This window comes from Pseudomonas sp. R4-34-07 (assembly GCF_003852375.1).
GTDB lineage: Bacteria > Pseudomonadota > Gammaproteobacteria > Pseudomonadales > Pseudomonadaceae > Aquipseudomonas.
Window position 1 is genome coordinate 434,952 of the sequence record NZ_CP027760.1, and the last position, 17,228, is coordinate 452,179.

13 protein-coding genes and 2 pseudogenes are annotated in these 17,228 nt (G+C 60.9%); 10 read left to right on the forward strand and 5 right to left on the reverse strand.

The window, feature by feature from the left end; genetic code table 11:
* Positions 1 to 2 precede the first annotated feature (2 nt).
* The 9 genes and pseudogenes from hutG to C4J85_RS01880 all read left to right on the forward strand — a co-directional run bounded on the left by hutG (position 3) and on the right by C4J85_RS01880 (position 10,736).
* On the forward strand, positions 3 to 803 hold the full coding sequence (gene hutG / locus C4J85_RS01840; RefSeq protein ID WP_124408858.1) for an N-formylglutamate deformylase: 801 nt from the start codon (positions 3 to 5) through the stop codon (positions 801 to 803).
* A 122-nt stretch (positions 804 to 925) separates the two neighbouring features.
* Positions 926 to 1,897, forward strand: a complete 972-nt coding sequence (pip, locus tag C4J85_RS01845; RefSeq protein ID WP_124360887.1) for a prolyl aminopeptidase — start codon at positions 926 to 928, stop codon at positions 1,895 to 1,897.
* Positions 1,894 to 2,331, forward strand: coding sequence for a D-aminoacyl-tRNA deacylase (gene dtd, locus C4J85_RS01850; RefSeq protein ID WP_124408859.1), 438 nt, complete (start codon positions 1,894 to 1,896; stop codon positions 2,329 to 2,331). The genes pip and dtd overlap by 4 nt, the downstream gene beginning before the upstream one ends.
* Positions 2,332 to 2,598: 267 nt before the next feature.
* On the forward strand, positions 2,599 to 4,350 hold the full coding sequence (locus C4J85_RS01855; RefSeq protein ID WP_065950185.1) for a glucan biosynthesis protein G: 1,752 nt from the start codon (positions 2,599 to 2,601) through the stop codon (positions 4,348 to 4,350).
* A pseudogene (gene mdoH, locus C4J85_RS01860) lies at positions 4,343 to 6,915 on the forward strand (glucans biosynthesis glucosyltransferase MdoH); the annotation flags it as partial. The gene C4J85_RS01855 and the pseudogene mdoH, both read left to right, overlap by 8 nt.
* A 182-nt stretch (positions 6,916 to 7,097) precedes the next feature.
* A complete protein-coding gene (locus C4J85_RS01865) occupies positions 7,098 to 7,907 on the forward strand; it encodes a transporter substrate-binding domain-containing protein (protein ID WP_124372381.1) in 810 nt (269 codons plus the stop codon).
* A gap of 211 nt (positions 7,908 to 8,118) precedes the next feature.
* Positions 8,119 to 8,916: a transporter substrate-binding domain-containing protein gene (locus tag C4J85_RS01870; protein ID WP_124408861.1), complete on the forward strand. Its 798-nt coding sequence runs from the start codon at positions 8,119 to 8,121 to the stop codon at positions 8,914 to 8,916.
* A gap of 133 nt (positions 8,917 to 9,049) precedes the next feature.
* Positions 9,050 to 10,009 (forward strand): amino acid ABC transporter permease, encoded by a 960-nt coding sequence (locus C4J85_RS01875; RefSeq protein ID WP_124406067.1) that lies wholly within the window; start codon positions 9,050 to 9,052, stop codon positions 10,007 to 10,009.
* Positions 10,002 to 10,736, forward strand: a complete 735-nt coding sequence (locus C4J85_RS01880; protein ID WP_124360894.1) for an amino acid ABC transporter ATP-binding protein — start codon at positions 10,002 to 10,004, stop codon at positions 10,734 to 10,736. Before C4J85_RS01875 ends, C4J85_RS01880 begins: the two co-directional genes overlap by 8 nt.
* A 52-nt stretch (positions 10,737 to 10,788) precedes the next feature.
* Here the strand turns inward: C4J85_RS01880 and C4J85_RS01885 are convergent, their stop codons facing one another.
* The 4 genes and pseudogenes from C4J85_RS01885 to C4J85_RS01895 all read right to left on the reverse strand — a co-directional run bounded on the left by C4J85_RS01885 (position 10,789) and on the right by C4J85_RS01895 (position 16,225).
* Complete coding sequence (locus C4J85_RS01885) at positions 10,789 to 12,696, reverse strand: methyl-accepting chemotaxis protein (protein ID WP_124408862.1); 1,908 nt, start codon at positions 12,694 to 12,696, stop codon at positions 10,789 to 10,791.
* A 133-nt stretch (positions 12,697 to 12,829) separates the two neighbouring features.
* Positions 12,830 to 13,702: a methyl-accepting chemotaxis protein gene (locus tag C4J85_RS27865; protein ID WP_372240626.1), complete on the reverse strand. Its 873-nt coding sequence runs from the start codon at positions 13,700 to 13,702 to the stop codon at positions 12,830 to 12,832.
* Positions 13,688 to 14,746 (reverse strand): annotated as a pseudogene (locus C4J85_RS27870) (methyl-accepting chemotaxis protein); the annotation flags it as partial. The pseudogene C4J85_RS27870 and the gene C4J85_RS27865, both read right to left, overlap by 15 nt.
* Before the next feature lie 288 nt (positions 14,747 to 15,034).
* Complete coding sequence (locus tag C4J85_RS01895; protein WP_124408864.1) at positions 15,035 to 16,225, reverse strand: murein transglycosylase A; 1,191 nt, start codon at positions 16,223 to 16,225, stop codon at positions 15,035 to 15,037.
* 126 nt (positions 16,226 to 16,351) lie between these two features.
* On the opposite strand from C4J85_RS01895, the gene C4J85_RS01900 reads away from it, so the two are divergent.
* On the forward strand, positions 16,352 to 16,801 hold the full coding sequence (locus C4J85_RS01900; protein ID WP_124408865.1) for a cytochrome c: 450 nt from the start codon (positions 16,352 to 16,354) through the stop codon (positions 16,799 to 16,801).
* Between the two features lie 5 nt (positions 16,802 to 16,806).
* Here C4J85_RS01900 and C4J85_RS01905 read toward each other — a convergent pair whose 3' ends face one another.
* Entirely contained in the window at positions 16,807 to 17,202 is a 396-nt protein-coding gene (locus tag C4J85_RS01905) for a DUF1090 domain-containing protein (protein WP_124365516.1), read from the reverse strand.
* Between the last annotated feature and the right edge of the window lie 26 nt (positions 17,203 to 17,228).

Sequence of the window (17,228 nt, forward strand, 5' to 3'; positions counted from 1 at the left end):
TTGTGGATAAAGTTCTGACCTTCAAACAAGGCAACACGCCGCTGCTGATCAGCATGCCCCACGCGGGCCTGCGGCTTACGCCAGCAGTCGAGGCCGGGCTGATCCCCGAAGCGCAAAGCCTGCCGGACACCGACTGGCACATCCCCACGCTGTATGACTTTGCCGATGAACTGGGCGCCAGCACCTTGTCGGCCGAGTATTCGCGGTTCGTCATCGACTTGAACCGGCCGTCCGATAACAAGCCGCTCTACGCCGGCGCTACCACCGGCTTGTATCCGGAGACGCTGTTCGATGGCGTGCCGTTGTTCCGCGACGGACAGACACCCTCCGAGACCGAGCGCGCTACCTATCTGCAAAAAATCTGGGGCCCGTATCACCGCACGCTGCAAGAGGAACTCGCCCGCCTCAAGGCCGAGTTCGGCTATGCGCTGCTGTTCGATGCGCATTCGATCCGCTCGGTGATCCCGCACCTGTTCGACGGCAAATTGCCGGACTTCAACCTCGGCACCTTCAACGGCGCCGCGTGCGATCCGCAACTGGCCAGCCAGCTCGAAGCCATCTGCGCCAATCACCCGCAATACACCCATGTGCTGAACGGGCGCTTCAAGGGTGGCCATATCACCCGGCACTACGGCGACCCGGCGCAGGATATTCATGCGGTGCAGTTGGAGTTGTGCCAGAGCACCTATATGGAGGAGGTCGAGCCGTTCCGCTATCGCCCCGACCTGGCCGAGCCGACCCAGGTGGTGCTCAAACAATTGCTGCAAGCTTTGCTGGCATGGGGGCAAACCCGCTATCGATAATGGCTGACACCGGTACAAGCGCTCAAGGGCATGCTCATTGCACAATTCGGGTTTATGATGCCAGACGGCAAAAATAATAGACGTCCCCCCAGGGATGAACCCGACACCCTACGGAGCGCGCAATGCAGACTTGGTACCCGCAGATCAAACCCTATGCCCGGCACGATCTGGCAGTCGATGATGTTCACACCCTGTACGTCGATGAAAGCGGCTCCCCCGAAGGGCTGCCCGTGGTTTTCATCCATGGCGGCCCAGGCTCCGGTTGCGATGCCCAGAGCCGGTGCTACTTCGATCCCAACCTGTACCGCATCGTTACCTTCGACCAGCGTGGCTGCGGGCGCTCCACGCCCCGCGCCAGTCTGGAAAACAACACCACCTGGGACCTGGTCGCTGACCTTGAGCGCATCCGCGAGCACCTGGGCATCGACAAATGGGTGCTGTTCGGTGGCTCCTGGGGTTCGACGCTGTCCCTGGCCTACGCGCAAACCCATCCCGAGCGCGTGCATGGCCTGATCGTGCGCGGCATTTTCCTCGCACGCCCACAGGACATCGAATGGTTCTACCAGGCCGGTGCGAGCCGCCTGTTCCCGGACTACTGGCAGGACTACCTCGCGCCGATTCCTGTCGATGAGCGTCACGACATGATCGCGGCCTACCACAAGCGCCTGACCGGCAACGACCAGATCGCCCAGATGCACGCGGCCAAGGCCTGGTCCGGCTGGGAAGGGCGCATGCTCGGCCTGTGCCCGAGCCCGCAGCATGTCGAGCGCTTCTCCGAGCCGCAGCGTGCCTTGTCCATTGCCCGCATCGAATGCCATTACTTCACCAACAACTCGTTCCTGGAGCCCAACCAGCTGATTCGCGACATGCACAAGATCGCCCATCTGCCTGGCGTCATCATCCATGGCCGCTACGATATGATCTGTACGCTGGATAACGCCTGGGAGCTGCATCAGGCCTGGCCGAACAGCGAACTGCAGGTGATCCGCGAAGCGGGCCATGCGGCGTCCGAGCCTGGGATTACCGATGCGCTGGTACGCGCAACCGGCGAAATGGCACGACGCCTGCTTGATTTACCGCCTGAAGAAGCATGAAGGGCCTGTTGCAACGGGTGCGAGGCGCCCGGGTCGAGGTTGCCGGCGAAATCGTCGGGGCGATTGAACAGGGTTTGCTGGTGCTGGTGGCCGTCGAACCTTCAGATACCCCCGAGAGCGCCGATAAACTGCTGCATAAGCTGCTCAACTACCGGGTGTTCAGCGACGACGAGGGCAAGATGAACCTGTCGTTGAAGGACATCGGCGGCGGTTTGCTGCTGGTGTCGCAGTTTACGCTGGCGGCGGACACCAAAAGCGGGCTGCGGCCAAGCTTCTCCACAGCGGCCCCGCCGGCCCTGGGAGCGGCGCTGTTTGATCACTTGTTGTTACAAGCGCAACAATTGCATGGCAAGGTGGCGTCAGGGCGTTTTGGCGCGGATATGCAGGTGCATCTGGTCAATGATGGCCCTGTGACCTTCCTCTTACAGACCTGAATGTATGAAAAGCGACGTTAATGCCTAAAAACGCAGGGTTTCGCTACAAATACTTCGTTGTCCCTGATGCGTTGTCTCGCGGGCTACTAGATAATCGCGCGCTACGGGGATCAGCGTTGTTTGGTCCATTTTTGACTTAGGTAGAGACTTGTCCGACAAACCAGTGGGGAATCATTTTGCCCCTGAGGAGTCGGAACAATGCTCGCCAACCTGGCATATAGATAGCTGGCCGTTGGTTTTTTGATCTGTTTTCGGCGAGGGTTGCTCGTGATTGTTAGTCCCTGTAATGCACCAAAATTGTCTGCCAAACGGTTACGAAACGCACTGGTGACGGGCTCTGCCCTGTTTTGCCTGTTCGGCGCGGGTCAACTGTGGGCATTCAGTCTGGACGATGTGTCGGCCAAGGCAAAAGAACTGGCTGGGCAGAAATACGAAGCTCCGCGCAGCAATCTGCCGAACGAATTCCGCGAAATGAAATTCGCTGACTACCAGAAGATTCGTTTCCGCAACGAAAAAGCCGAGTGGGCCGATCAGAACACCCCGTTCAAGCTGTCCTTCTATCACCAGGGTATGCACTTCGATACACCGGTGAAAATCAATGAAGTCACCGCTGACAGCGTCCAGGAAATCAAATACGACCCCAATCGTTTCGATTTCGGCGACGTAAAGTTTGATCCAAAAGCCACCGAACAGTTGGGTTATGCCGGCTTCCGTGTGCTGTTCCCGATCAACAAGGCTGACAAGCAAGACGAAATCATGACCATGCTTGGCGCCAGCTATTTCCGCGTCGTCGGCAAGGATCAGGTGTATGGCCTGTCGGCCCGTGGCATGGCGATCGACACCGCGCTGCCGTCCGGCGAAGAATTCCCGCGTTTCACCGAATTCTGGATCGAGCGTCCGAAGCCGGGCGACAAGCACCTGGTGATCTTCGCCCTGCTGGATTCCCCACGTGCGACGGGCGCCTACCGCCTGATTCTGCGTCCGGGCACCGACACCGTGGTCGACGTCAAATCCCAGATGTACCTGCGCGACAAGGTCAGCAAGCTGGGCGTGGCCCCGTTGACCTCGATGTTCCTGTTCGGCGCCAACCAGCCGTCCAAGGTCCTCAACTACCGTCGCGAGCTGCATGATTCCAGCGGCCTGTCGATCCATGCCGGCAATGGCGAGTGGATCTGGCGCCCGTTGAACAACCCTAAACACCTGTCGGTCAGCAACTTCAGCGTCGAAAACCCGCGTGGGTTCGGCCTGCTGCAACGTGGCCGCAACTTCAGCCATTACGAAGACCTGGACGACAACTACGACAAGCGCCCGAGCGCCTGGATCGAACCTGAAGGCGACTGGGGCAAAGGCAGTGTCGACCTGGTAGAAATTCCGACCGCCGACGAAACCAACGACAATATCGTTGCCTTCTGGAGCCCGGCCGAACTGCCGGAAGTCGGCAAGCCGCTGGACGTGTCCTACCGCCTGCACTGGACGCTGGACGATGCTGCCTTCCATTCGCCTGACAGTGCCTGGGTCAAGCAGACCCTGCGTTCCACCGGTGACGTGAAGCAATCCAACCTGATCCGTCAGCCGGACGGCAGCGTGGCTTACTTGGTGGACTTCGAAGGCCCGGCCCTGAAAAAACTGCTGCCGGACGCCCCGGTGCGCAGCCAGGTCAGTGTTGGCGACAACGCCGAGCTGGTTGAAAACAGCGTGCGCTACAACGAGCACACCAAAGGCTGGCGCCTGACCCTGCGCATGAAGATCAAGGACGCGAGCAAGCCGACTGAAATGCGCGCCGCGCTGGTGCAGGAGATCGCACAGGCCGAGCCAGAACAGGTGTCGACCCACGTGCTCAAGGCTGACAAGGTCTTGGCCAAGCAACACGAGAAACAGGCCAAGAAAGACGCCAAAGAGGCGAAGGACAAGGACGCCAAGCAGCCAGAAGCTGCCCCGGCGCCTGTCACGCCGGAGCCGGCCAAGACCGAACAAGTCCTGACCGAAACCTGGAGCTACCAGTTGCCCGCCGATGAGTAATTCACAAGCCAAGCCAGAGACTCTGACCGAGTACCTGGCGCATCTGCCCATGACCGCTGAGCAGCGTGCCGAACTGGCGGGCTGCAGCTCCTTCAGCGAATTGCACGAACGCCTGTCGTCCGCAACCTTCGACGCACCTACCGACGCCGCCCAAGCGTCAGTGGGCCGCAGGCTGACCCTCAGCACGGCCGAAGAGCTGCAGGACGCCGAGATGCTGGCGCTCGACGCCAGCGGTCGCGTCTGCCTGAAGGCCACGCCGCCGATCCGTCGGACCAAAGTCGTGCCCGAGCCTTGGCGCACCAATATCCTGGTACGCGGCTGGCGCCGGATGACGGGTCGTACCAACCCGCCCAAGCCGCCGAAAGACGAGCGGGTCCTGCCGGCTGCGCGCTGGCGTACCGTGGGTTCGATTCGTCGCTATATCCTGTTGGTGCTGATGCTTGGCCAGACCATCGTGGCCGGCTGGTACATGAAAGGCATCATGCCGTACCAGGGCTGGTCGCTGGTGGACTTCGACGAAATCCGCAACCAGACCCTTCTGCAAACCGCTACCCAGGTTCTGCCTTACGCACTGCAGACCAGTATCCTGATCATGTTCGGGATTCTGTTCTGCTGGGTCTCGGCCGGTTTCTGGACCGCGTTGATGGGCTTCCTCGAACTGTTGACCGGCCACGATAAGTACCGTATCTCCGGTAAAAGTGCTGGTAATGAGCCGATTCCGAAGGATGCCCGCACCGCGTTGGTCATGCCGATCTGTAACGAAGACGTGCCTCGGGTATTCGCCGGTTTGCGTGCGACGTTCGAATCGGTGGCGGCTACCGGCGATCTGGACCGCTTCGACTTCTTCGTGCTCAGCGACAGTAACGACGCCGATATCTGCATTGCCGAACAGCAAGCCTGGCTCGACGTGTGCCGCGAAGCCGGTGGTTTCGGCAAGATTTTCTATCGCCGCCGTCGCCGTCGCGTCAAGCGCAAGAGCGGTAACCTCGACGACTTCTGCCGTCGCTGGGGCGGGGACTACAAGTACATGGTGGTGCTCGACGCCGACAGCGTGATGAGTGGCGAATGCCTGACCAGCCTGGTACGCCTGATGGAAGCCACGCCGGATGCCGGGATTATCCAGACCGCGCCGCGTGCCTCGGGCATGGACACCCTGTATGCGCGCATGCAGCAGTTCGCCACCCGCGTCTACGGCCCGCTGTTCACCGCCGGCCTGCACTTCTGGCAGCTGGGTGAATCCCATTACTGGGGCCACAACGCAATCATCCGCATGAAGCCGTTCATCGAGCACTGCGCCCTGGCGCCGTTGCCGGGCAAAGGCGCGTTCGCCGGTGCGATTCTCTCCCACGACTTCGTCGAAGCCGCGCTGATGCGCCGTGCCGGCTGGGGCGTGTGGATTGCCTACGACCTGCCGGGCAGCTACGAAGAACTGCCGCCGAACCTGCTCGACGAACTCAAGCGTGACCGTCGCTGGTGCCATGGTAACCTGATGAACTTCCGCCTGTTCCTGGTCAAAGGCATGCACCCGGTGCACCGTGCGGTGTTCCTGACTGGCGTGATGTCCTACCTGTCGGCGCCGTTGTGGTTCTTCTTCCTGGTGCTGTCCACCGCGTTGCTGGCGGTGAACACCCTGATGGAGCCGCAGTACTTCATGGCGCCACGCCAGTTGTACCCGCTGTGGCCACAATGGCATCCGGACAAGGCGGTGGCGCTGTTCTCCACCACTATCGTGCTGCTGTTCCTGCCTAAATTGCTCAGCATCATCCTGATCTGGGCCAAGGGCGCGAAAGAGTTCGGCGGCAAGTTCAAGGTGACCCTGTCGATGCTGCTGGAGATGCTGTTCTCCATGCTGCTGGCGCCGGTGCGCATGATCTTCCACACCCGTTTCGTACTGGCCGCGTTCCTCGGCTGGGCTGCGACCTGGAACTCGCCGCAACGCGACGACGACTCCACGCCTTGGAGCGAAGCGGTCAAGCGCCACGGTCCGCAGACTGTGCTGGGCTTCTTGTGGGCACTGCTGGTGGTGTGGCTGAACCCGAGCTTCTTGTGGTGGCTGATTCCCATCGTCGGTTCGCTGATGCTGTCGATCCCGGTGTCGGTGATTTCCAGTCGGGTCAAGCTGGGCCTCAAGTCTCGCGACGAGAGCCTGTTCCTGATCCCCGAGGAATACAATCCACCGCAGGCGTTGCTGTCGACCGAGAAGTACACCCACGAAAACCGTTGGCACGCGCTTAACGACGGGTTCGTACGTTCGGTGGTCGACCCACAGCAGAACGCCCTGGCCTGCGCCCTGGCGACTTCACGTCACCGCGAGGCGGAGCCGATCGAGTACCTGCGTGGGGAGCGTGTTCGCCACGCGTTGAAAGTCGGCCCGGCCGGCCTCAACAACGGCGAACGCCTGGCCTTGCTCAGCGATCCGGTGGCCCTGGCCCGCTTGCATGAACAGGTGTGGAGCGAAGGCCATGCCGAGTGGCTGGACGCTTGGCGTGCTTCGATCAAGGCTGACCCGCACGCGCCATTGCTACCCCTGCAACCGCAGTCGTCCCAGGCTCTACCGGCCTGATTCAGACGCCCCCGAGGGTTCACCTCGGGGGTGTTCCAAGTGCTTGTCCTACAGCGTTTACCGCCCCTTCCTTTCTCCGCTAACCCTTTGTTATTTCGAAACAAAACACCTTCGTTCGAAGCGTATTGCCGTGCCTGTGGCTGGGGTAGCATCGCCCCCAATTTGACTCGCCACGGGGGCACACATGTTCAAAAGGTATGGTTCGGCACTGCTGATGGGTGTTGTCGCATTGATTCACACAGGCTTGCTCAACGCCGGGGCAATTGACGACGCCGTTCGCCGTGGAGTGCTGAAAGTCGGCACCACGCCGACTTACGTACCGTTCGAAATGACGGACAGGCAGGGGCGCGTCGTCGGCTTCGAGATCGATTTGCTCCACGCCATGAGTCGCGCGCTGGGGGTTGAACTCGAACTGGTCACGGTGCCCTATACGGAGTTGCTGTCGGGGCTGATCACGAAGAAGTTCGACTTGATCGGCAGCGGTATGACGGTCACCCAGGAGCGCAACCTCAAGCTCAATTTCAGTGATTCTTTTATCGTGGTGGGCCAGACCGTCCTGCTGCATCCGCGCCTGGCCGGCACGGTGTCGAGCATCGAAGACCTGGACGAGGCGAGCTATCGGATCGCGGTCACCGAAGGCACCACCGGCGAGGCGGCGGCGCAGCGCTTCCTGGGGGCGGCCCGGCTGATGAGTTTCGTAACGCCGGAGGAGGGTGTGCGCGAGGTGGTGGAGGGCAGGGCCGACGCTTTTATTTATGATGCGCCCTACAACCTGATCGCGATGGCCCGGCCCGAGAACAGCGCATTACTGACGCTGGAGCAGCCGTTTACCTTTGAGCCTCTGGCGTTCGGCCTGAAAAAAGGTGATTACGACAGCCTCAACTGGATCAATCATTTTCTCAACCAAGTGGCCCAGGACGGGACCTACGATCAATTGCATGATAAGTGGTTCAAGGACACTGCCTGGATCGCGGAAATTGACTTGTCGTCATAACTGCTTACACATCAACCCATTAGTGAACCCAGGCGCTGACCGGCCCAGGCCTGCGGTCATGCGCGGCGCCGTAGGGTTCCTCTTACACACGCCGATAACATTTAGCCGTGAAACCTTTGTGACGGGCAACGAGTGGGTTAGGATCGCACCCCGAAATGGCGCAGCCCTTTTGTGCGCCCCACTTTATAAGAACCGTTCAGGGGACTTGATGATGAAAAAGTATCTTTCGATGCTGATGCTCGGCGTCACCGCGCTGGTGGCGGCCACTGCGGCCCAGGCCGGCGCCATCGATGATGCGGTCAAGCGCGGCACGCTGAAAGTCGGCATCGACCCGACCTACATGCCGTTCGAAATGACCGACAAACGCGGTGACATCATCGGTTTTGAAGTGGACATCCTCAAGGCCCTCGCCAAGTCCATGGGCGTCAAGCTGGAACTGGTGTCTACCGGTTACGACGGTATCATCCCGGCCTTCCTGACCGGCAAGTTCGACATGATCGGCAGCGGCATGACCCTGACCCAGGAACGCAATCTGCGCCTGAACTTCAGCGAACCGTTCATCGTGGTCGGCCAGACCCTGCTGATTCGCAAGGACCTGGAAGGCACCATCAAGTCTTACAAAGACCTGAACGACGAAAAGTACCGCCTGACCTCCAAGCTTGGCACCACCGGTGAAATGGTTGCCAAAAAGCTGATCGCCAAAGCCAAGTACCACGGCTACGACAACGAGCAGGAAGGCGTGCTCGACGTGGTCAATGGCAAGGCTGACGCGTTTGTCTACGACGCCCCGTACAACGTGGTGGCCGAGAAGAAGGTCGGTAATGGCAAGCTGGTGTTCCTTGACGAACCCTTCACCTTCGAACCCCTGGCGTTCGGCCTGAAGAAAGGCGACTACGACAGCGTCAACTTCATCAACAACTTCCTGCACCAGATCAAGCACGACGGCACCTACGATCGCATCCATGACAAGTGGTTCAAGAGCTCCGAGTGGCTCAAGGACATGGAATAAGGCTGATTGATCGTTCCCACGCTCCGCGTGGGAATGCAGCCCGTAACGCTCCGCGTCACAAAGCAGACGCAGAGCGTCCATTGAGGCGTTCCCACGCGGAGCGTGGGAACGAGCTCTAATCCCGGAATCTGAAATGAAACAGAAAAAAGCCCAATGGCCCTGGCACCTGCTGACGGTGCTCGTACTGGTCGGCCTGGCTGGTGCCTTGTACTACGCCACCTCGCTGATGTCCTACGAATGGCGCTGGAACCGCGTGCCGCAGTACTTCGCCTATCAGGCTGAGGAAGCGCAGCGTGCGGCGGATATTTCGACGGTCATTGAACTGGTACGCAAAGGCGACGTGGCCGAGGTTACCCTGCGCAATGAGGCCGGCACCGAACAAACGCTGACGGTCGCCGACAATAGCCTGCAGGTGGCGCGCGGCGATGATGTGGCTGAAGGTGACGTCATCGGTGTCAACCGTCATTGGGCGTTGGGGCCGCTGATGTGGGGCCTGTGGACCACACTGTGGTTGTCGGTGGTGTCCGGCGTCCTGGGCCTGGCGATTGGCCTGGCCACCGGTTTGTGCCGCCTTTCCAGCAACCCGACCTTGCGCGACCTGTCGACGCTCTACGTCGAACTGGTGCGTGGTACGCCGCTGCTGGTGCAGATCTTCATTTTCTATTTCTTTATCGGCACGGTGCTCAACCTGTCACGGGAGTTTGCCGGGATCGCCGCACTGTCGCTGTTCACCGGCGCCTATGTGGCGGAAATCGTGCGTGCCGGTGTGCAGTCGATCACCCGTGGCCAGAACGAGGCCGCGCGCTCCCTGGGCTTGAGCGCCAGCCAGTCGATGCGCCATGTAGTGTTGCCTCAGGCGTTCAAACGCGTGCTGCCACCGTTGGCCGGGCAATTCATCAGCCTGGTGAAAGATACCTCGCTGGTCTCGGTGATCGCGATCACCGAGTTGCTCAAGAGTGGACGCGAAGTGATCACCACCTCGTTTTCGCCGTTTGAAATTCTGTTCTGTGTGGCAGGCCTGTACCTGCTGATCAACCTGCCGCTGTCGAAAATGGCCAGCCGGCTTGAGCGGAGGCTCGCGCAAAGTGATTGAAGTCCGCGATCTGGTAAAAGTCTTCGACACCCGTGGTCATGTGGTGCGTGCGGTGGACCATGTCACCACCCAGGTGGCAAAGGGCGAAGTGCTGGTGGTGATCGGTCCGTCCGGCTCCGGCAAGTCCACCTTCCTGCGCTGCCTCAATGGGCTGGAGGAATTCGACTCAGGTTCGGTCAGCATTGACGGTTTGCAGCTGGCCGACCCGAAGACCGATGTGAATGCCTATCGCCGTGAAGTCGGCATGGTGTTCCAGCATTTCAACCTGTTCCCCCACATGACCGTGCTGGAAAACCTGTGCCTGGCGCAAAAGGTCGTGCGCAAGCGCGGCAAGCAAGAGCGTGAGGCCAAGGCCCTGGCACTCCTGGAAAAGGTGGGTATTGCGCAGAAAGCCAATGAGTTCCCGTCACGCCTTTCCGGCGGCCAGCAACAGCGGGTCGCCATCGCCCGGGCGTTGGCGATGGAGCCCAAGGTGATGCTGTTCGACGAACCCACCTCGGCGTTGGACCCGGAAATGGTCGGTGAAGTGTTGGATGTCATGAAGACCCTGGCACTGGAAGGCATGACCATGGTGTGCGTTACCCACGAGATGGGCTTTGCCCGCGAGGTGGCAGACCGGGTGTTGTTCTTCGATCACGGCAAATTGCTGGAAGACGCGGCGCCTGCCGAGTTCTTCGCGGCGCCGAAGGACCCGCGGGCCCAGGCTTTCCTGCGCCAGGTCTTATAGGTTCGGGCGCCTATGTGGGAGCAAGCCCCCTCCCACATTGGATGGCGGTGTTTCAGAGCTTGAATTTGCCGATCAGCGTCTGCAGATCCAGGCTCAACCTCGTCAACTGAACACTCGCGGCCGCCGTTTCCTCGCTGGCGGCGGCGGTCTGTTCCGACACATCCCGCACCTTCAAGACACTGCGATTGATTTCCTCGGCCACTGCGCTTTGCTGTTCGGCGGCGGCGGCAATCTGCGGGTTCATTTCCTGGATGACCGATACCGTGCGGGCAATCGCTGCCAAGGCCTCGCCGGCGTCGCGAGTCAGGGCAACGCTGTTGTCGGTCAGGTTGCGACTGCTGTCCATGATGTCCGCGACCTGCTGGGTGCCGTTATGCAACCCAAGGATCAGCCCTTCAATCTCTTCAGCCGATTCCTGTGTGCGCTGGGCCAGGCTGCGCACTTCATCGGCGACCACGGCAAACCCTCGCCCGGCGGTGCCTGCGCGCGCCGCTTCGATGGCGGCGTTCAGGGCGAGCAGGTTGGTCTGCTGGGACACGGACTTGATAACGTCCAGCACGCTGGCGATCTTTTCGCTCTCTTTTTGCAGAGCCAGCATCGCGCGGCCGGATAAGGCCATTTCACTGGCCAGGTTGCCGATTTGCTCAACCGCCTGGATGACTACCTGCTCGCCGGCGCCGGCCTGCTGGTCTGCTTCGTTCGCTGCAACGGACGCGCGTTCGGCATGGCGCGCCACTTCCTGGGCGGTGGCGAGCATTTCATTCATCGCCGTGGCCACTTGGTCGGTTTCATCTTTCTGATTGTTCAGCCCGTTGCGGGTCTGTTCGGTCACGGTGGATAACTGCGTCGCCGCACCGGCAATCTGCCGAGCGCTGTCACCGATGCTGCTGATCAGGCTGCGCAGGCTGCGGGTCATTTGCCCGATGCTTTGTTGCAGCTGGCCCAGTTCGTCGCGGCGCTCCACGTGGGTGTCGTGGCTCAGGTCGCCTTGAGCGACACGGTTGGCGGCAACGAGGATGTCACGCAACGGCGAGGCGATCTGGCTGGCAATCCACCACGCGGCCAGGGCGCCCAGCACCAGTGCAGCCGCCGTGACGCCAATCAGCAGCGTGCGCGTGTGGTCGGCCTCGTCATTGCGCTTGGTGTTCTGGCTCTGGCTCAGCAAGTTACTGTTCTCGCGCAACTCATTGAGCTGCTGTTCGAAGCGGTTTTGCACGGTTTCGACGTTGAGCTGGGCTTGCTTGAGCTTGAGCAGTTGTGCACGGTAGTCGTTCAGGTCGGTTTTGAGCAGTGCTGAGTCCACGGGCAGCATGAACACTGCCTTCTGTGCGATGTCCAGCGCATCCAGCGCCTGGCTTGCTGCCTCGGCATAGGCTTGCAACGACTCGGCGGCCCAGGCGGGATTCTGGGCGCGATCCTCGGCCTGCTCCATGGCTTGGCGCAGTTGCTCAATGGCGTCGAGCGCCTTTTCGTCATTCTGGTCGGGCAAGTCGCTGGCGAATTGGGCCAGGGTGTCACTGGCTTGCAGGGCGGATTTTTTGAGCGCTGGCCGGACACTCTCTCGCTGCTCGATCAACGCGGGCAGCTCCGCCAGCGCGGCCTTCAAGCCAGCCACCAGGCGTGTCGCCTCCTCATTGCGTTGCACATCGGTCGGGTCTACCAATCGATGCGAAAGGTCTGCCAGGAGCTGGTCGATTTTCTCGGTCTTCTGCGTCATCTGGGCCAGGCTGGCTTTGTCCGCAAGGGTGCGGTAGACGGTGCGGTCGGCGCGCATGGCCTCCGCGTACACGGCCAGTTCGCCCAGGCTCGTCAGGCTATTGGACCGATAAAGCACGGCGTTCAGGGCTTGCCAGCCCGCCGCGGCGATCATGAAACTGAGGATCAGCACTTGGCCAAAACCCAGAGCCAGCTTGAGGCGAACACTGGCGTTAACCTGTATGCGGGTCAGCCGAGAAAACATGGCACACCTCCCAATCAGAAAAAGCGTTTCGCGACAGATGAACGCTAATTCGAATCGAGGTGAGGGCGGGCTGATAACTGTGTAGGAAATTTCACAAGGTGCGGCAGCCTCAATCGGCCGCCGCTCAAGTCAGTCAGATGCGGAAGCGCCCGACCAGGGTTTGCAGGTAGATGCCCAGGCGTGCCAGCTCTGCACTGGACGCCGCCGTTTCTTCGCTGGCTGAAGAGGTTTGTTCGGAGACATCGCGCACATTCAACACGCTGCGGTTGATCTCTTCGGCTACCGCGCTTTGCTGCTCGGCGGCCGTGGCGATCTGCGAGTTCATCGCCTGGATGGTCGAAACGGTACGTGTGATGTTCTCCAATGCGCTGCCGGCGCGGCGGGTCAGTTCGACACTGCTGTCGGTCAGGCCGCGGCTATTGTCCATGATGGTCGCCACCTGCTGGGTACCGTTTTGCAGGCCGACGATCAGTTCCTCGATCTCCTCGGTGGACTTCTGTGTGCGCTGGGCCAGGCTGCGCACTTCGTCGGCTACCACGGCGAAGCCACGCCCGGCTTCACCGGCACGCGCCGCTTCAATGGCCGCGTTCAGCGCCAGCAGGTTGGTTTGCTGGGCCACGGACTTGATCACGTCGAGCACGCTGCCGATTTTGTCGCTTTCGCGCTTCAGGTCTGCCATGGCGATCGTCGAATTGCCGACTTCGGTGGCCAGGCGCTCGATCTGGGCGATGGCTTCGCCAACCACCTTGTCGCCTTCACGGGCCTGCAGGTCGGCGGCCACGGCGGCTTCCGAGGCTTCTTCGGCATTGCGCGCAACTTCCTGCACGGTAGCGGCCATCTCGTTCATGGCCGTGGCGACCTGGTCGGTCTCGATCTTCTGACTGTTGACCCCGGCGCTGGTCTGTTCGGTCACTGCCGACAACTGCTCGGCGGCGCTGGCGATTTGCGTGGCGCCATCGCTGATGCCGCCAATCAACTCGCGCAGGCCCACGGTCATGCTTTGCATGGCGCGTTGCAGTTGGCCGAGTTCATCCTGGCGGGCAGATTCCAGATTGTGGCTCAGGTCGCCCGAGGCTACGCGTTCGGCGACCTTGAGGGTTTGATTGAGCGGAATGATGATCTGGCGAGTGATGGCCCAGGCGGCGAAGAGACCAAAACTCAGTGCCAGCAGGGCAGCCAGCAGCAACAGCCGTTTGGCTTGCGCGGCATCACTGTCGCGGACCACGGTTTGCGAGGCGGTGAGTGTGCTGCTGCGGTCCAGCAGAATGTCGCCTTGGACGTTCATGAGTTTCAGCGCAGCGGCGCTGGCCACCTGCGAGTCGCGGTACTGGCTGACCGCGGCGCGGTAGGCTTGCAGCGAGGCGCTGGCCTGTTGCAGGTTGGTCGAGAATTGGTCAGGTAGCTGGCCGTCAAGGGCGGCGATTTTCTTCAGCGTATTGTCGATGGCATCCAGCGCAGGCTGCTCGGCCTCGACTTTGCCGCTGTAGGTGTAACCGCGAACCTGGAACCGCGCCTGCTGGATCAGCTTGCTCAGGTCGACGATGCTGTTGAACTGGCTGACGCTGTCGCCCTGTAACAGGGCCTTTTCCACTTCGCCGACTTTGAGCACCGCGTTGTCGGCGGTATCGCCGAGTTTGCTGCGCGCGTTTTCGCGATTGGCTCCTGCCTGGACCATGGCGTCGAATGCACGCTTGTACTGGTCAACCGCCGCGAGTTGGTCATCGACCAACGCGATATCGGCGGGCTGTTCAATCAGCGCCCGCGCAGTTTTCAGGCCGCTTTCCAGTTGGCCGAGAAGGCCATTGACGGTTGCCGGGCCCTGTTCGCCACGGCGCATTTCAAAGTCCAGTCGCGCGATGCGCAGGTCCTTGCTCAAGTCGTTGAGACTGGCGATGTAGCCCAGTTTGTCGCCACGGCTTATCACGCTGGATAGCCCGGTCCAGCCGGTGAGTGTGATGATTAACGTAAGCAGCAACACCAGGCCGAAGCCTAAGCCCAGTTTGGTTTTGACGCTCACATTTCCGAGCTTTTCGGCCGACCAACGATACATGCTGCGAACTCCCCTGGAACAAGGCTTGGACTTATTCACAGGCTATCGGCATGTGCACGGGATTCTGTAGCGCCACCGATTCACTGGGGGAGGAGGCTTGCCCTAATGCCAGTCAGTTAAGGCTTTTTGTAGGAGCGAGGCGGGCGGCTAGCCCTTGCTCGCGAAGAACTCAGAGCCCCCGCGTTTATTCAGAATGAACGCGTTGCCTAGACGTTTTTCGCGAGCAAGCTCGCTCCTACAGTGGAGCACTTTCGCTTAGCTGAATGGCATTAAGGCTTGTCCCGATCATCATAGAGCGTCCGTGACAGGCGCCTGAGGCAGCGCCGCACCCTTGGGCCACAACATCCAGATCTGCCCCTGTTGCTTCATGTTGCCCGCCAACTCGCCCGCTGCCTCGCCTGTGCCCCAGAACAAGTCTGCCCGCACTTCGCCGGTGATTGCGCCCCCGGTGTCCTGGGCTGCGACGGGTCTGGTGATGGCTGAACCGTCAGGTTTGGTGGTCGACAGCCACAGCAGGCTGCCCAGCGGAATCACCTTGCGGTCCACCGCCACGCTGTACCCCGCCGTCAATGGCACATTCAGCGACCCGCGCGGCCCTTCGTTGCTGTCGGGGCGGGCGCTGAAGAATACATAGCTGGGGTTGCTCGCCAACAACTCTGGAATACGCTGCGGATGCGCCTTGGCCCAGGCGCTGATGGCACCCATGCTCACCTCTTCTTTTTTCAGCTCGCCTTGCTCGACCAGCCAGCGGCCGATAGGGCGGTAGGGGTAGCCGTTCTGGTCGCCATACCCCACACGCAGTTGACGCCCACCGGCCAGTTGAATACGCCCAGATCCCTGGATCTGCAGGAATTGCAGGTCCATCGGATCGGTCAGCCAGGCTATCGGCTTGGCGGTCGAGCCCTGGCCGTTGATGGTGCTGGCATCGTCATACGGCTTGAGCACGCGGCCTTCCAGGCGGCCGCGCAGGCGTTTGCCCTTGAGTTCCGGATAGATTGCTTCCAGGTTGACGATAATCAGGTCATCCGGCACGCCGTACACCGGCACATGCGCGGTGGCGGTTTCGGTCAGGCTGCCGGGGTAGACCGGCTCGTAGTAGCCGGTGATCAGGCCGTTCGGGGTGTTGTCGGCTGAACGCAGGCCGAATACATCCAGGCGCTCTTTAAGAAACCCGCGAACCGCCACGGCATTGCCCGGTACGCTGGCTGCCGCTGCGCAGGTCGCGCTCCAGATCGGGTCGGCCTTGAGGCGCTGACAGGCACTGCGCCAGGATTCGAAGCCCGCCAGCAAGTCGCTGTCGGAAACCGCCGGCAGCGCTTCCCACGGAGCGCTCACGTAAGTGGCGACGGCCTGGGGTTTGGGCGCCTCTTCTTTGGCTGTCTCTTTGCCGGCGTCTTTGCCCAGGTCGCAGCCGGCCAGCAGCGCGATCATCGGTAGAGCCCACGCCAAGCGGCTCCAGGGTTTCCAATTGACATTCATGCACGTAATTCCTGAAGCGATTGCCCGTGCTTTTTCGCGCTTGGGCAACCTTGTTATTAATAGGGCTATTGGTCTTTGCGGAGGGGGCGGGGATACTGACCGCCGTTTCCGTGACCCTGAGCCACCATGACTTTAAAAAATATGACCGTTGTAGTGTTGGCCTGCCTGGCCTTGTCCGCCTGCGGCGGGGTTGACCCCAATTCCCCCCTGGGCCAGCGCAAGGCGATCTTCAAACAGATGCTCAAGACCGCCGAAGGCCTGGGCGGCATGTTGCGCGGGCGCATCCCTTTCGACGGCGCCCAGTTCGCCGACGGCGCGGTCAAGCTGGACGCGTTGTCCCATCAACCCTGGCAGCACTTCCCGAACGTGCGTGAAGAGGACCACACCAGTGCCAGGGACGAGGTGTGGCAAAAGCAGGCGCAGTTCCAGCAAATGGCCCGCGACCTTGAGGCGGCCACCGGTGAATTGGTGATCGCAAGCCAGGTCCGGCCCTATAAGGCCAGCAATCTTCAACCTGCAGTGCAGAAAGTTGAAGATGCCTGCAGCGCCTGCCATAAGCAGTTTCGGGACCACTGACCGGTTTACTGGTCGAGTTCTTCCACCGCATCCTGCAGTTCTTTGCGCGATTCGGCGAGCTTGTCCTTGCGCTTGTTGATCTTGTCCGGATCGCCTTTTTTCATGGCCTTGTCGAGGTCGGCCTGACGGCGGCTGACTTCGTGCTTGGCATCCAGCACCTTGTTTTCGCGTTCTTTCTTCAGCGATGCGTCAGTGCAGTTGGCGGTGACCTCGCTCAGGGCTTTTTCCAGGCCGGCCTGTTGGGCGCTGTTGCCATGGGCCTTGGCCTGTTCGATCTGGGTGCTGATGGCCTGGCGCTTGGCGGCGCAGCCGGTCAGTTCGGGCGCTTCGTCGGCGGCCAGCACCGGCGTGGCCATGAAGCTTGCGACAGTCAGCAAGGCAAGAGGGGCAAGAAATTTCATATAAGGACTCCAAGTAGCATTCAGAG

What these genes read in the sequence shown, in the direction of transcription:
- C4J85_RS01905 (WP_124365516.1), bottom strand. Translation starts at nt 17,202, where the DNA reads ATGAAATTTCTTGCCCCTCTTGCCTTGCTGACTGTCGCAAGCTTCATG.
- C4J85_RS01885 (WP_124408862.1), bottom strand. Translation starts at nt 12,696, where the DNA reads ATGTTTTCTCGGCTGACCCGCATACAGGTTAACGCCAGTGTTCGCCTC.
- C4J85_RS01875 (WP_124406067.1), top strand. Translation starts at nt 9,050, where the DNA reads ATGAAACAGAAAAAAGCCCAATGGCCCTGGCACCTGCTGACGGTGCTC.
- C4J85_RS27865 (WP_372240626.1), bottom strand. Translation starts at nt 13,702, where the DNA reads ATGCAAAGCATGACCGTGGGCCTGCGCGAGTTGATTGGCGGCATCAGC.
- C4J85_RS01865 (WP_124372381.1), top strand. Translation starts at nt 7,098, where the DNA reads ATGTTCAAAAGGTATGGTTCGGCACTGCTGATGGGTGTTGTCGCATTG.
- C4J85_RS01895 (WP_124408864.1), bottom strand. Translation starts at nt 16,225, where the DNA reads ATGAATGTCAATTGGAAACCCTGGAGCCGCTTGGCGTGGGCTCTACCG.
- pip (WP_124360887.1), top strand. Translation starts at nt 926, where the DNA reads ATGCAGACTTGGTACCCGCAGATCAAACCCTATGCCCGGCACGATCTG.
- dtd (WP_124408859.1), top strand. Translation starts at nt 1,894, where the DNA reads ATGAAGGGCCTGTTGCAACGGGTGCGAGGCGCCCGGGTCGAGGTTGCC.
- C4J85_RS01900 (WP_124408865.1), top strand. Translation starts at nt 16,352, where the DNA reads ATGACTTTAAAAAATATGACCGTTGTAGTGTTGGCCTGCCTGGCCTTG.
- C4J85_RS01870 (WP_124408861.1), top strand. Translation starts at nt 8,119, where the DNA reads ATGAAAAAGTATCTTTCGATGCTGATGCTCGGCGTCACCGCGCTGGTG.